Annotated in this window: 12 protein-coding genes; 11 read left to right on the top strand and 1 reads right to left on the bottom strand. The window is 43.9% G+C overall.

The window, feature by feature from the left end; translation table 11 throughout:
- A partial coding sequence (locus tag RWO08_RS03120; RefSeq protein WP_314211212.1) for a Cna B-type domain-containing protein occupies positions 1 to 1,719 on the top strand: 1,719 nt, incomplete at its 5' end.
- Between the two features lie 115 nt (positions 1,720 to 1,834).
- Here RWO08_RS03120 and RWO08_RS03115 read toward each other — a convergent pair.
- A complete protein-coding gene (locus RWO08_RS03115) occupies positions 1,835 to 2,644 on the bottom strand; it encodes a Cof-type HAD-IIB family hydrolase (protein ID WP_314211211.1) in 810 nt (269 codons plus the stop codon).
- A 135-nt stretch (positions 2,645 to 2,779) separates the two neighbouring features.
- Between RWO08_RS03115 and RWO08_RS03110 the strand changes: the two genes are divergently transcribed.
- The 10 genes from RWO08_RS03110 to RWO08_RS03065 all read left to right on the top strand — a co-directional run bounded on the left by RWO08_RS03110 (position 2,780) and on the right by RWO08_RS03065 (position 14,428).
- Positions 2,780 to 3,103 carry a metal-sulfur cluster assembly factor gene (locus RWO08_RS03110; RefSeq protein ID WP_070755633.1) on the top strand — a complete coding sequence of 108 codons (324 nt, stop codon included), beginning with the start codon at positions 2,780 to 2,782 and terminating at the stop codon, positions 3,101 to 3,103.
- Between the two features lie 10 nt (positions 3,104 to 3,113).
- Entirely contained in the window at positions 3,114 to 3,398 is a 285-nt protein-coding gene (locus tag RWO08_RS03105) for a rhodanese-like domain-containing protein (protein WP_314211210.1), read from the top strand.
- A 150-nt stretch (positions 3,399 to 3,548) separates the two neighbouring features.
- The gene (gene clpB, locus RWO08_RS03100) at positions 3,549 to 6,152 is read left to right on the top strand and encodes an ATP-dependent chaperone ClpB (RefSeq protein WP_314211209.1); all 2,604 of its coding nucleotides are present in this window, start codon (positions 3,549 to 3,551) and stop codon (positions 6,150 to 6,152) included.
- Between the two features lie 178 nt (positions 6,153 to 6,330).
- Positions 6,331 to 7,470: an AI-2E family transporter gene (locus RWO08_RS03095; protein WP_314211208.1), complete on the top strand. Its 1,140-nt coding sequence runs from the start codon at positions 6,331 to 6,333 to the stop codon at positions 7,468 to 7,470.
- A 133-nt stretch (positions 7,471 to 7,603) separates the two neighbouring features.
- Complete coding sequence (locus tag RWO08_RS03090; protein WP_314211207.1) at positions 7,604 to 9,217, top strand: DUF6612 family protein; 1,614 nt, start codon at positions 7,604 to 7,606, stop codon at positions 9,215 to 9,217.
- A gap of 74 nt (positions 9,218 to 9,291) precedes the next feature.
- A complete protein-coding gene (locus RWO08_RS03085) occupies positions 9,292 to 9,906 on the top strand; it encodes an NfeD family protein (protein ID WP_070755628.1) in 615 nt (204 codons plus the stop codon).
- On the top strand, positions 9,906 to 10,898 hold the full coding sequence (gene floA, locus RWO08_RS03080; RefSeq protein WP_070755627.1) for a flotillin-like protein FloA: 993 nt from the start codon (positions 9,906 to 9,908) through the stop codon (positions 10,896 to 10,898). Before RWO08_RS03085 ends, floA begins: the two co-directional genes overlap by 1 nt.
- Positions 10,899 to 10,932: 34 nt before the next feature.
- A complete protein-coding gene (locus RWO08_RS03075) occupies positions 10,933 to 11,514 on the top strand; it encodes a hypothetical protein (RefSeq protein WP_291432228.1) in 582 nt (193 codons plus the stop codon).
- Between the two features lie 138 nt (positions 11,515 to 11,652).
- On the top strand, positions 11,653 to 12,915 hold the full coding sequence (locus RWO08_RS03070; protein WP_314211206.1) for an Mbeg1-like protein: 1,263 nt from the start codon (positions 11,653 to 11,655) through the stop codon (positions 12,913 to 12,915).
- Positions 12,902 to 14,428, top strand: a complete 1,527-nt coding sequence (locus tag RWO08_RS03065) for an AMP-binding protein (RefSeq protein WP_314211216.1) — start codon at positions 12,902 to 12,904, stop codon at positions 14,426 to 14,428. Before RWO08_RS03070 ends, RWO08_RS03065 begins: the two co-directional genes overlap by 14 nt.
- The last annotated feature ends 77 nt before the right edge of the window (positions 14,429 to 14,505 follow it).

Genomic DNA, 14,505 nt, shown 5'->3' with positions numbered 1-14,505 from the left:
CCATACTACCAAGATGGCAAGAATGAGCCTTCTGTCTACACGGTTGAAGAAACTGGCGTAGAAGGTACTGGCTATGAAGTAGCTTATAGTGATCAGACCGCTACAAGTGCAACTGTAACCAACACCTACCGTAACACTGAATTTAAAGCGACCAAAGTTTGGGCTGGCGACCAAGACGCAAGCAAACGTCCGGCTGTTAAGTTCCAACTCAAACGTGATGGTGTTAACTATGGCGATGCCAAAGACGTACCTCAAGCAGGCGGGGAAGTAAGCTGGTCTAACTTGCCATACTACCAAGATGGCAAGAATGAGCCTTCTGTCTACACGGTTGAAGAAACTGGCGTAGAAGGTACTGGCTATGAAGTAGCTTATAGTGATCAGACCGCTACAAGTACAACTGTAACCAACACCTACCGCAGCACTGAATTTAAAGCGACCAAAGTTTGGGCTGGTGACCAAGACGCTACTAAGCGTCCAGCAGCTAAGTTCCAACTTAAGCGTGATGGTGCTAACTATGGCGATGCCAAAGACGTACCACAAGCAGGCGGTGAAGTAACTTGGCCTAACTTACCATACTACCAAGATGGTAAGACTGATCCATCTGTTTACACAGTAGAAGAAACTGGCGTAGAAGGTACTGGCTATGAAGTAGCCTATAGCAATCAAACCGCAACAAGTGCAACTGTAACCAATACTTACCGTACTACCGAGTTCAAAGTAACCAAGGTATGGGCTGGCGACCAAGACGCAAGCAAACGTCCTGCCGTTAAGTTCCAACTCAAACGTGACGGTGCTAACTATGGTGAAGCTAAGGATGTACCAAAAGAAGGCGGTTTAGTCACATGGACTAACTTACCATATTACCAAGATGGTAAGACTGAGGCTTCTATTTACACTGTAGAAGAATTAACTGAAACACCAAATGGCTATGAAGTTACCTACACTTCTGATGCCAATGGTGGTGTGACCGTTACAAACACCTTCAAGACAACTGGTTTTGTTGCAAGCAAAGTTTGGAAAGGTGATAAGGATCAAACCATTCGCCCTCAAGCTCAATTCCAACTCTACCGTGATGGGGTAGCTTATGGCCAACCGCAAGCTGTTCCAACAGTTGATGGTCAAGTTGCTTGGACTAACTTACCTTACTACCAAGAAGGTAAGAATGAAGCAAGTGTCTACACTGTTCAAGAAGTACAAGCAGTGGATTCACCATATGCAGCGACCTATGCTGATCAAACAGCAAGCACTGTGACTGTAACTAACACACTTCAAAACAAGACCACAAGCTTTACTGTTAACAAACAATGGCGTGGGTTTGGTGCTGATATGAAGCGTCCAAATGCTAAGTTCCAATTAAAGCGTGATGGTCAGGCCTATGGTGAGCTACGTGATGTACCGAAGGAAGATGGGCAAGTAGTTTGGACGGACCTACCACTCTACCAAGATGGCACTACTACGCCAAGTGTCTACACTGTTGATGAGTTAGATCCAACTAATGAAGGCGGATATGAATGGAAGGTTGAGGATCTTACTGCCACTTCAGCTAAGATTATTAACTATAACACTGCCAATGAGAAACCTCCAACCCCACCAACTCCTTCTGGTAAGCGTGAATTACCTAAGACTGGTGAACAAGATACAATTTTAACTGGCTTGGCTGGCTTAAGTCTCTTATTAGCAGCGACTTATGTCATCGCTCCAGTACGTCGTCGTAACTAAGTTAGTGCGACTAATAGACGCAAACCCTAAATGCGTAAAAACTCAGAGCTTGAGCTCTGAGTTTTTTTGTACTTAGGGCCTAAAAAAACTCCCCTTGTATAGGGGAGGGATTTGCTTATAGCTTGAAGAATTCAACCAAGTAACGGGCTAAGCCGTCTTGGTCATTTGTGTAAGATGTTATATCGTTAGCAATTGCTTTAAGTGGTTCAATAGCATTTGCCATGGCTACACCACGACCAGCATAAGCTATCATAGAGAGATCATTGTGTTGGTCGCCAAAAGCCATAATATGGGAATTGGGAATATGGTAGAACTGGGCTAAGCGATCAATCCCATAAGCTTTATTGACGCCTTTCTGAACCACTTCCAAAAAGGGAAGGGTGCCGCCCCAAATATCAATATCGACCTGTTGTCCATATTCTTTTAAGAGTAATTTCTTAATTGGCTCTTGAGTCTCAGCGGTTGAAAAGACGCTAAGTGATGTCGGACCAAAGGTCAGACTCTCTGGTGTCATCAAGGTTAGATCGTTTGGATCAACTTGGAAGAAGGGACTATCCGGAATATCATAACTAGAAACAAAGACGTAACCGGGACCTTCAGCACAGACTAAGGAAACACCTAGGTCTCGACTTTGATCCATAATTTTGAGAGCTAATTCCCGTGGGATCTCTGCTTCATAGCGTGCTTGCCAGTTGGGACGACCAGGATAGTGGCCATAAGCTCCATTAAGGTTAAGAATGGGCGCCTGAGGGTCAAGCGCCTTGTAAAACTGTTGACTGTTGCGGTAAGGTCTCCCAGTGGCGATAACGACCAGGTGCCCCATATCACGTACTTTTTGTAGGACTTGAATGGTATAGGGACTTAATTGTGATTGATTATTTAAGGTTGTGCCATCTAAATCAATGGCGATGAGATAGGCTTGCATGGAAATCCTCCTTATCATCTTAGTATAGCCATTTCTGCCTTGGCTTTCAACTCTTAATGACAGGCAAGATACTTGATTTTTCTATTAAATAGCTTACAATGAAGGAGTAATTGCCAAGGAAAGGGGCTTGTGACCATGAGTCAAGAACTAACAGAAAAACTACAGACCCAGATTCAAACCGCTTTGGAAGAAGTGATTGACCCAGAACTGGGAATTGATATCGTCAATCTTGGCTTGGTTTATGAAGTCGATTTAAGCGAAGAAGGGGTCTGTGAAGTTCAGATGACCTTGACCACAATTGGTTGCCCTTTAGCAGACGTTATCATCAATGATGTCAAACAGGCTTTGCTTAAGATTGACCAAATTAAAGAAGTTAAGGTTGAGTTGGTTTGGTATCCAGCTTGGGACCCAAGTCGCATGAGTCGCTATGCCCGTATCGCCTTAGGCGTTAAATTATAGGAGGGATATTATGCGTCAGTTAGCAGATTTACAAGCCGTTGAGGATTTCAAAGCACAAAATCCGGAGGGACTAGTCATTGATGTCCGGTCTCAAGCGGATTATGAAGAAGGTCATATGGAGGGAGCACTTCATCATCCTGAGGAAACTATCTTGACGGATTTAGCTGATAGAGACAAGACTTTGCCAATTGCGGTTTACTGTAACCGAGGTGTCAAGTCACGCCGTGTGGCACAAAGTCTCGAAGCAGCGGGCTTCAGCAATATTTACAACTATACACCAGGCTTAAAAGGTTAAGAAAAGTTTAAAGTCAAAAAAGGTCAGAGAAAACTCTTGACCTTTTTTGACTTTTGGTCTATACTAAGAATGTGCCCAAGATTGGGCTATTATTAAACACTAAAAACACTGACTATTTTTGACCAAACAACTATAAAGGAAGGTGCTAAGATGATTGAAAAAATGACAACAACCATGCAAGAAGCTTTGGGTCAAGCGCAACAGATTGCTATAACCCGGCAACATCAGGAAATTGATATTCCTCATCTCTGGCATGTTCTGATTCAACCTAATGAATTTGCGGCACGTCTCTATGAAGAAATTGGCGTTCCTATGGAAGAATTTCGCCAACTAGTCAACAAGGAGATTGACGCAATCAGTGTCGTATCAGGAAGCAATGTCCAGTATGGCCAAGCCATTAGTCAACGACTTAACCAACTTTTTGCAGCAGCTAACCAGATTGCTAAGGACAATAAGGATGAATTTTTATCAACTGAGGTCATTCTTCTTGCCTTATATAAACAAAAGGGCAATCCCTTAACTCAATTCTTAAATCAACATGATATCAGTGAGTCTAAATTAAAAGAACGTATCGATCAATTGAGAGGAGGATCACGCGTGACATCACAAAACCAAGAAGAAACCTATGAAGCTTTGGCCAAGTATGCCACAAACCTTGTCCAAGCCGTAAGAGAGAATAAACTAGATCCAGTCATCGGACGTGATGAAGAAATTCGGGATGTCATCCGAATCCTATCACGTAAGACCAAGAACAACCCAGTCTTAATCGGGGAACCAGGTGTTGGTAAAACTGCCATTGTGGAAGGTTTAGCCCATCGTATTGTAAGACGCGATGTACCTGAGAACCTCAAAGACAAGGAAATCTACAGCCTTGATATGGGGGCCTTGATTGCCGGAGCCAAGTATCGCGGTGAATTTGAAGAACGTCTCAAGGCCGTTCTTAAGGAAGTGAAACAGTCAGAAGGCAGAATCTTGCTCTTCATTGATGAGATTCACCTGATTGTGGGGGCTGGTAAGACTGACGGTGCCATGGACGCCGGTAACTTGCTTAAACCTATGTTGGCGCGTGGGGAGTTGCACTGTATTGGTGCCACTACCTTAGACGAATATCGTGAGAACATTGAAAAGGATAAGGCTTTGGAACGTCGTTTCCAACGGGTACTTGTTCAAGAGCCGACCGTGGAAGATACTATTTCTATCTTACGGGGACTCAAGGAACGCTTCGAAATCCACCACGGGGTTAACATTCATGACAACGCCTTGGTGGCAGCAGCTATCCTGTCCAACCGCTACATTACCGATCGATTCTTACCTGATAAGGCCATTGACTTAGTCGACGAAGCCTGCGCAACCATACGGGTCGAAATTAATTCTATGCCGACAGAAATGGACCAAGTCAATCGTCGTCTTATGCAACTTGAAATCGAAGAAGCAGCACTTAAGAAAGAACACGACGAAGCAAGTAAGAAACGCTTAGAGAACTTACAAGAAGAATTAGCTGATTTACGCGAACAAGCCAACATGCTCAAAATGCGTTGGGAAATCGAAAAAGAAGCTTCAAACAAAATGCGTGACAAACGCCTGGAGTTAGAAGCGGCTCGTCACCAACTCGAAGAAGCGGAAGCTAGCTATGATTTGGAACAGGCAGCCGTCCTGCGCCATGGTAAGATTCCGCAATTAGAGAAGGAACTAGCAGAACTTGAAGCCAAAGAAACTGTGCCACGTCATGAACGTCTGACCCAAGAATCAGTGACTGACGAAGAAATCGCGCAGGTTGTAGGTCGATTGACAGGAATTCCGGTTAATCGACTGGTGGAAGGTGAACGTGAGAAGTTACTTAAGCTTAGCGACACCCTACATGAACGCGTCATTGGCCAGGACGAGGCAGTTGATAAGGTAGCGGAAGCAGTTTTACGTTCTCGTGCAGGCTTACAAAACCCTAACCGTCCAATTGGTTCCTTCCTCTTCTTAGGACCTACTGGGGTAGGGAAGACAGAGTTAGCCAAAGCCTTGGCTGAAACCCTCTTTGACTCAGAAAGCCATCTGGTCCGGATTGATATGTCCGAGTATATGGAGAAACACAATGTCTCTCGTCTGGTAGGGGCTCCTCCAGGCTATGTAGGTTATGAAGAAGGGGGCCAATTAACAGAGGCCGTGCGACGGACGCCATATACCATCGTCTTATTAGATGAAATTGAAAAGGCTCACCCAGACGTCTTCAATATCCTGCTCCAAGTTCTTGACGACGGTCGCTTGACCGACTCTAAAGGACGGACTGTTGACTTCAAGAATACAGTGCTGATTATGACCTCTAATATTGGCTCAAGCCTCTTGTTAGAAGGAGTTGAGGACGATGGTAGCATCAATCCAGAGACAGCAGCTCAAGTCCGTCAACTCTTGCGTCAACACTTCAAGCCAGAGTTCCTCAACCGGATTGACGACACCGTACTCTTTACACCATTGGCACAAAGCCACATGAATAAGATTGTCTTCAAACTCTTGAAGAGTCTGCAAGAACGTTTGGCTTACCAAGATATTAGCCTAGAGCTAGATGATCAAGCAGCCACTTGGTTAGCTCATAATGGCTATGACCCAGTCTACGGGGCACGTCCACTCATGCGCTATATGACGCGTGAATTAGAAACGCCATTAGCTAAGGCTATCATTGCCGGGGACATACAAGCTAACTCGCATGTGATGGTGCACTTAGAAGATGACCACCTGGTCTTTGAATCAAAACCTAATCAAGAATAAGGGCGAGTAAGATGACTAAGTTAACTTAGTCATCTTTTTTAATGTGCAAGGCCTTCTTATTTACTTGACTTTCTTTCTAGCCTAGCGTAAGGTAAAATTAAACATAAAGAGTTAATCTCTCGTGATTTTGACAATCCCAATGACTTATTGCTTGATTAGGATTGCTAGGAGGAGCGCTATGGCACGCTACGATAAATATATTATGAAATACATTGGTTTAATCACCCTCATTGTCTTGGTTGTATGGAACTGGAATTCCATTATGGGCTTAGTCGGATCCATCTATAAGACTTTGGGACCAATTATTAACGGGGCTATTTTTGCCTACATCTTGAATCTACTTATGGTTCGCTACGAAAGGCTTTTAACTAAGTTACAGGTAAAAATGCCGTTGATTAAAGAACTGAAGCGACCAGTATCGATGCTCTTATCCCTCTTGACTTTTGTCTTGGCGGTTATTATGATTCTGGTCCTAGTCTTACCACAGTTATCGACCGCTATTAGTCGTTTTATTGAGGTCATTCCAAGTGTCAGCACTTGGCTACAGAAGGCGATTGAAGAGTATGATGCTTATTTCCCTCAGTTGCAGACCCTCATGTCACAGCTTAATATCAACTGGGGCAGCCTGATTCAACAATCCATGACAGTTCTTAACAGCTTGTCTTCTAACTTCTTAAACATTACCTTTACTACAATTACTGGGGTGGCATCTAATACTATTAACTCCATCCTGTCCTTGATGGTTGCCCTCTATATTTTGGGGTCTAAGGAACGTCTTTTACTACAAGGTAAGCGGCTCATTATGGCCTACTTGAAACCTAGCCACGCTCAGACTCTCTTAGATATTATTCGCCTAATGAATGAATCCTTCACCAATTTCTTCGTGGGGATGACCTTGGAAGGCATCATTCTGGGCAGCCTAGTCACTGTTGCTGCCAGCATCTTCAATCTGCCATATGCGGGTATGTTAGGAGTGATTGCTGGGGTTATGGCCTTAATTCCTATTATTGGTGGCTATATCTCTGCAGCAGTAGGGACTTTGATGCTATTGGCTGTTTCACCAAGCCAGGCGCTCTTTTATCTGGTCATGGTCATCATTATCATGCAACTGGAAGGGAACCTAATCTATCCACGTGTGGTGGGAGGTTCTATTGGGTTACCAGGTCTCTGGGTCTTAGTGGCCTTCACAGTCGGTGGTGGCTTAATGGGTATTTCAGGCATGATTCTGGGGATTCCTTTAGCAGCGACCCTCTACAAACTATTGGGTCGAGATGTCCTCATGCGGGAGAAACGTCAGACCTTGACTATTTTTGAATAAGGTAGATAGCGAGAGCAGTCATGCTCTCGCTATTTTAATAGTATTATTTGTTGACTGTAAAGGCTTTATGTTATAATTGAACTATCAAATTTATCCTTTGATTTAAGTACTCGAGGGTAAGGAGGTCAATAAGATGAAACACTTGACTAAGCAATTGTTAGTTGGCTGTTTAGGATTAAGTTTTCTTGTCAACTATATGGGCCAAAGTGTCGCTGCACGCCCACCTATTTTAGATGCTACCTCTGAGGAAAGTTCTAAAGCAAGTGAGGGAAGTTCACTGATATCTGAAGAGACTGAGCGTATGACCTTTCCTGAATTACAGGATAAGCTAGAGCAAGCGCGACAAAAGGTGTTAAATGTTAAAATCACCGCAAAGACCTCTCGAAAAACTAAGGAGTTTTCTGTGCCAAGTGAAGATACGTATATAGCCTGGAACAAATTTGAAGTCAGTGATGACCAGAAGAGTGAGCCGGTACTTTCCTTTAATCATGAAGAATTCAATTTGGCTGGCATACTTAAATTTGAGTATTACTTGACTAAGAAAGCTCAAGATGATTATCTTTTTTATACAAAATTAGAGACTGATCAGGCTAGCTATAGTCAGATAACTTACCCCTTTGCCTATGTCAATTACCAGGATATTCTTACGTCCATTATTTTACTTGACGCCCCATACGCTAAGGTTGAACTTAAAGATTCGAGTTATCATGTCTACATCAGTGACAAGGACCAGTCCTTAACCCACCTTTTCCTCTTTAGTATTGGGCGAGATAAAGTCGGTCAAGAAAAGAGTAGTCTTGAGCTCATAATCGACCAGAAGGATTTTAATCTTAAGGGGTTAAGCTATCACTATCAAGACGATCAAGAACAGCGGTCCGCAGAGCTATCGGTAGCAGATATTAATCAAGTCTCTGAGAAAGATCTGACCTTGGCTGCATGGACGCAAGAGGCTGTCTTGGAAGATGACAGCAGTTCTGATAGGTCTGAATCAAGTGATGAAACAAGTGAAACAGCTGACTCCAGCCAAAGTCGTGAGTCCTCTCCTAAGGCTAGCCAAATCATGGAAGAAGTATGGCGAGAGCGGCTACTTTCTTCAGTCTTCATGTCCTTCGATAAAATAGTCCTATCAGATGACAAGACCAATGTCACAGCCTTAGAAGGTGACATGGCCTATAATAAGGTTGGGCAAATCGTCGGTCTTCATTACTTTGGTATTCTAGATCAGGGCTATCCTGATGGACGGTTCGTTGAAATCATAAAGAGCTTGAATGACAAAACCTTTTATGGGCGTCTCAATAGCCAATGGTACACGATATCGACAGCTAAAACAGAGGATATCAAACCAGAATACCAGCGCCTGCTGACAGTCTTAGCAGACAAAAAGCTAACTGAAAAAATGACCGTTGAAGAATCGGAAACAAGTTACTTGCTGAAATTGCAAGGCCATGACCTTGGCCTCCTTGGTGATTTGTCAAGAGACTTGCTAATGGATTTGACGGAGACAGACTCAAATGAAAGGCAAGGCAAGTTTAGTTTGACTCTAGAGGTTTCTAAAAAGGAACATTATCTCCAATCACTTGATTTGAAGGTAGAGACCCAAATAGAAGGGAGCCCACACATCCAGCATGCTAAAATTTCCTTTAGTCGCCATAATAAGGTCTCAGATATGAAATTTGAGCTTCCTAGCGAGGCCAAAGATGCTAGACCAATTGAAGAGCTCTCATCTTCTGAAGAATCGAATTCGTAACCTTGTGTAAATAGTTTTCAAGCTTTAGTGAAAGTGCTATAATAGACTTAGAAACTTGAGAGGAGGAATAACTCGTGTATCTACTTATCTTGTTGGGGGTTGCTTTTGCGACGGCCACGCTCTTCTTCAAGCAGAAGTTGCCGACAGCACTTTTAGCATTAGCTTCCTTTGCTTGGTATTTTGAAGCTTGGCAGTCTGATGGACTCTTACCCTTTATCATTTTCTCAGTTGGGGTAGTCATGGTCATCTTAGAGTTCTACTTACCACAAACAGGTTTTGCAGGCCTCATTGGCTCAGTTGTCATGGGCTTGGTACTCCAATACCATACACAGAATTGGCAAGAGACCTGGCTCTTACTCTTCGGGATTGGACTTGTCAGTGTGACAGTCTTCTTCGTCCTATTGAAGTTTGGCCTGTCTATTAAGGTCAATGAAGCCTTAATTCTAGATGCGCAGATTAACTCTCATGCTCGAGGAAGACAAGGAGACCAGGCAGCTAGCGCTGATCACCCGCTCATTGGTCACTCAGGACATGCTATTTCGGATTTGAAACCGATTGGTAAAGTTGAAGTGGATGGCCAAGTCTATGAGGCGCGAAGTGCCCACAACTTTATTAGTCAAGGGGCGACGGTTGCGGTTCAAGCTGTCAGCCAAGGGACACTTGTTGTTAGAAAAGGAGGAGAAGCATAATGAATGGATGGATTCCATTAGGTTTATTAATTATCGTCTTATTAGTACTGATTAGCCTCTTCTTCCGCTTTGTACCAGTAGGTTTATGGATTACCGCCTACTTCTCTGGTGTTAAAGTGGGGATTGGGAATTTAATCGGGATGCGTTTGCGGCGGGTTGTGCCAAAAATGATTATTAACCCAATGATTAAGGCAACCAAAGCAGGCTTAGTCATTAATACAAATGAACTTGAAGCTCACTACTTAGCAGGTGGGAATGTCAACATGGTCATTGATGCCTTAATTGCGGCTCAACGTGCCAATATTGACTTGGAATTCGAACAAGCAGCTGCCATTGATTTGGCAGGGCGTAACGTTTTTGAAGCCGTTCAAGTATCGGTTAACCCTAAGGTAATTGAAACCCCAATTATTGCGGGTGTCGCTATGGACGGGATTGAAGTTAAGGCCAAAGCCAAAGTGACTGTTCGCGCCAACATTGAACGTTTAGTCGGGGGTGCTGGTGAAGAAACCATCATTGCCCGTGTTGGTGAAGGGATTGTTACGACCGTAGGTAGTGCCGCTAAGCACTCCATTGTCCTAGAGAACCCAGACTCTATTTCCCAAACTGTTTTACGTAAAGGCTTAGACTCAGGGACTGCCTTTGAGATTCTATCCATTGATATTGCGGACGTTGATGTGGGCCGTAACATCGGGGCTAAATTGCAAGCTGACCAAGCTGTAGCAGACAAGAAGATTGCTCAAGCTAAGGCTGAAGAACGTCGTGCCTTCGCGGTTGCCCAGGAACAAGAGATGTTGGCCGAAGTACAACGCATGCGCGCTAAAGTGGTTGAAGCAGAATCTGAAGTGCCATTAGCTATTGCCGAAGCTTTCCGTAAAGGCAACCTAGGCATTCATGATTACTATCAATTACAAAATATCCAAGCCGATACTGCCATGCGTGAATCCATTGCTAAGGATGAAAAACCAGCCGGCGACACAGTGATTTCTGAATAGGACACTTAAGTCATGATGAAAGGGGAGTTAACCAATGAGAGGCTATATCTTTTTGCTGATTTTCCTTGCGTCTTTCCTCATTCCTAAAATTCGGGACATGATTCGTGATAATGCGGCGGGCAAGCAAGCAAGATTCCGCCAGAACCCAATGCCTCAAGTAGACCCTCAGTATTCACTAAGAAATCTGTCAGCTCAATTGAATGTGCTCATGGCTGCAGCTCAGGATCCTAATCTCACTGATCAGGAGAGAGCCTCATTAGAAGATAAGATTGATTATCTTAACCAAGAATTAGACCAAGCTCTAGGTGCTGAGGAAATTGAGGCGGATAATCTCTTACAAGCAAAAGGCGAAGCTGGCCAGTCTATGTTGGACGAGGTTGAGTTTGATCAGGCCCAAGCTCAAATGGAAGCTTCCTTGGCTGATCGGTGGGGTGACAGTGACCAAGATTGGTCCTTGGCCGAATCTGATGCAGATGCCATTCAACTTGAACGTATAGGTGCTTCTAATCAGCACCATACAGGGCGTGGTTCTAAACTCACCAAGCTCAATCGCAAGAACCTTAAGGATGCGGTTATTTATAGTGAGATTCTCAAACCAAAGCATCAATCTAAATGATATGGAATGGAGGTAGGAAGTGATTCCTGCCTCTTTTTGTGTATAGTTAGACACAAAATAATCAGGAAACTTGCTTTTATTGCTTAAAGTGCTAGGATGAAAGTAGGATTACTATGTCCAGAAAAGAGGGATGACTAAATGTCAGATTTTAAACAGTATATTAAGAATATCGGCCATGTTGATTTTGAGCTCCAACCTCTTAATGAGGTAGATATTGCCGTTATGGTTGAAATGGTCTATCTCAAGTTAGATGATTATGTCAGTCATGTTATATCCGAATCAAAAGCCATTTCTGTGATGGATTTTTACCAGCAGTTTGCTCAAGACAAAAAAGAAATTCAAGAGGAAAATCCTTTTTTAATTTCCAAGGGACGGCTTGAGGTAGCCAAGGCTGCAGCCCAAGCATCACGCTATCGTAATATTCAGATTTTCGGCTTTCAATCCGACTTAGACCTCAAGTTAGAGAAGCAGTTTGCGGCGGCAACCTTCTATATTCCGGAAGTTAATACCTATTTGGTAGTCTTCCGTGGGACAGATGAAACGATTGTAGGTTGGAAAGAAGACTTCAATATGAGCCACCAAACCCAGGTGCCGGCTCAGGATGCTGCTAGAGAATACCTGACCAAAGTCATGACTGAATTTGATGGTCAATATATTATAGCCGGTCACTCCAAAGGGGCCAACTTAGCAATTTATGCCGCTAGTCAACTTGATAAAATGCTACAGAATCAAGTGTCAGCCATTTATGCTTATGACGGGCCGGGTTACCAAAGGGATTTTCTAGAGACAGAGGGCTATTTGGCCATTGAGTCCAAGATTCATGCCTTCCAGCCAGAGGATGCGGTGGTCAGTCAGATTCTCTTCCATACAGTTCAAGCCAAGGTGGTCGCCTGCAAAGGCATTAGCATGATGCAACACCTGCTAGAGAACTGGCAAATCGATAAGATAAGTTTCAAGGAAGTAGAGTCGGTAACCCCAGGGAGTCAGCGTCTTCAAGCTACCCTTGGTCAATGGGTTGACCAGCATTCTGCCCAAGAGTTAGAAGAATTCTTCGGTGCCATATTTGGCATTATTGAGGCTACAGGTATTGAAACTTTGAACGAGATAGGGGACAATTTCCTCGCGTTTCTTATCTCTCTACAACGTGAAATCCGTGATACAGAGGATAGTGACTTGCTAAAAGAAGGATTCGCTCAGCTCCAAGCCATCTATAAGGAGCAGGGGGATGAAACAAATGCCAACTTCTTGGAAGTCGTTCAAGGCAAGATAGATAGTGCCACAAGCTTCATCAAGGACCTAGTTCCTGTTGCCCTATTGCCAGGTAAATCTGAAGATAAGCAAGTAGAAGAAGAAGGGGACCTACAAGCCAAAGGTGAGAAAACAGATTATGGCGCGATTTGATTATGAGCCTCTCAATCTCTATGATAACTTTGCGACTGCTAGTCGCAAATGGCCTCATGTTCCCATTTATTTTGATCAGACTTTAGCAGCTTTCCCGGAATTAGGTCTTGAAACTAGCTATCAGGATGCTTTAAAATCCATTGATCGACGTGCTAAGCAGTTAGCCAGATTAGGTATCAAGCCTGGCACTAAGGTCATGGTCTACAAATCACCCGCTTTTGATACCTATCTTTTAGCGCTTGCCTTGACTAAACTTGGCGCGGTACCAGTCATGGTGTCCTATCACTTAGGAGCTGAGGTTATTAAGGTCTTCGGCCAAAGGCTGGGGCAAGGACACGCCTTAATTTACGACCAGAAAACGGCCAAAAAGGTGTCACAACTTGCCACTCCAAATGGCTCAAGCTACTTAAGTCTTGACTCTATACTAGATGCGGAAGAAGTAAATGAGCTTGAGTCAACTAAGTTCGATTTAGATGCCATTGCCTATATGACCCATACATCGGGCACAACTGGAATTCCAAAGTTTATCTGTCATTCTTGCTCTAGCATGGGCTGGCGGACCCTCTGGCAGAAGCGGGTTTTAGACCTGATGCAAGAGAGAAAACTCTGTAGTTTTTTGGTTAGTCCTGTGCATTCACGTTTCAATATTGGAGTTTCCAGCCTTATGTCTTTGGGCTTTCCCATGATGCCGCTATCGACTCCTGACCTAGCTTCAGTGGAGGTTGCTTTCAGAGCACATCCACCATATGCTGTGGAAACTCATCCTAATCATTTTGTCCAGTGGCGTAGCCTAGCACAGGGTCATCCGGACCTTTTTAAGGAGACTAAGTACTTCCATTCGACTTTTGATGCCATTAATGGCGATACCATGGCTTCATTCTTGAAGGCAGCTAAGGCTAACCATCCTGTCTTCCTACAGGTCTACGGACAAAGTGAATGTGGGCCTATGATTTTAAGAGCCCATCGCTCAAGAAGCTTAGCTAATCTCGAAGCCAGAGACATGGGGCTAGGCCTTGGCGACTTAACCAAGGCCAGAATATGTGATGCTGAGGGTAATCCTGTCAAGCAAGGCCAACCAGGACATATCCAACTCTATTCCAAGGGCAGGGCTCTAACTTACTATCAAGAAGAAGAGCGATTTGCTGAAAATGTTTATGGTGAATGGTGGGATAGTGGGGACTACGGTTATATAGATCAGCGTGGCCATCTCTATCTGCAAGATCGCCAAGTCGACCTAGTTGAGGATCTACCAAGTACACTTGAATTAGAGGATGTTCTTTTGGATAAACTGGATTTTTTGGCTGAAGTGGTCATTATTAGAGACCCAAAGGGCTATGCACAGCCGGTTATTGCAGTCAACGATGGCATGACCATGGATTGGCAAGCCTGGTGGGAAGTGACCGCGGATATGCCTCACCTCAACCAAGCAATTATCTTGGAGTGGGGGGAGATTCCACGAACCGCAACCATGAAGGTCCAACGGCTAGCGCTTAGCCAACAGATATTTAGTTGAGCAATTCGAGATAGATATAGAGCAAGGTTTGACATAACTTAGGCCTTGCTTTTTCTTATGGGATGGTGTATATTATA

This window comes from uncultured Abiotrophia sp. (assembly GCF_963520105.1).
In the GTDB taxonomy this organism is placed as follows: domain Bacteria; phylum Bacillota; class Bacilli; order Lactobacillales; family Aerococcaceae; genus Abiotrophia.
The sequence above is the reverse complement of the archived record's forward strand: the minus strand, read 5'-3'. Positions and strand labels throughout refer to the sequence as shown.

Excerpts from the sequence above, each read along its gene's own strand:
- RWO08_RS03070 (WP_314211206.1), top strand. The coding sequence starts at position 11,653 with ATGTCAGATTTTAAACAGTATATTAAGAATATCGGCCATGTTGATTTT.
- clpB (WP_314211209.1), top strand. The coding sequence starts at position 3,549 with ATGATTGAAAAAATGACAACAACCATGCAAGAAGCTTTGGGTCAAGCG.
- floA (WP_070755627.1), top strand. The coding sequence starts at position 9,906 with ATGAATGGATGGATTCCATTAGGTTTATTAATTATCGTCTTATTAGTA.
- RWO08_RS03075 (WP_291432228.1), top strand. The coding sequence starts at position 10,933 with ATGAGAGGCTATATCTTTTTGCTGATTTTCCTTGCGTCTTTCCTCATT.
- RWO08_RS03095 (WP_314211208.1), top strand. The coding sequence starts at position 6,331 with ATGGCACGCTACGATAAATATATTATGAAATACATTGGTTTAATCACC.
- RWO08_RS03110 (WP_070755633.1), top strand. The coding sequence starts at position 2,780 with ATGAGTCAAGAACTAACAGAAAAACTACAGACCCAGATTCAAACCGCT.
- RWO08_RS03065 (WP_314211216.1), top strand. The coding sequence starts at position 12,902 with ATGGCGCGATTTGATTATGAGCCTCTCAATCTCTATGATAACTTTGCG.
- RWO08_RS03115 (WP_314211211.1), bottom strand. The coding sequence starts at position 2,644 with ATGCAAGCCTATCTCATCGCCATTGATTTAGATGGCACAACCTTAAAT.
- RWO08_RS03105 (WP_314211210.1), top strand. The coding sequence starts at position 3,114 with ATGCGTCAGTTAGCAGATTTACAAGCCGTTGAGGATTTCAAAGCACAA.
- RWO08_RS03090 (WP_314211207.1), top strand. The coding sequence starts at position 7,604 with ATGAAACACTTGACTAAGCAATTGTTAGTTGGCTGTTTAGGATTAAGT.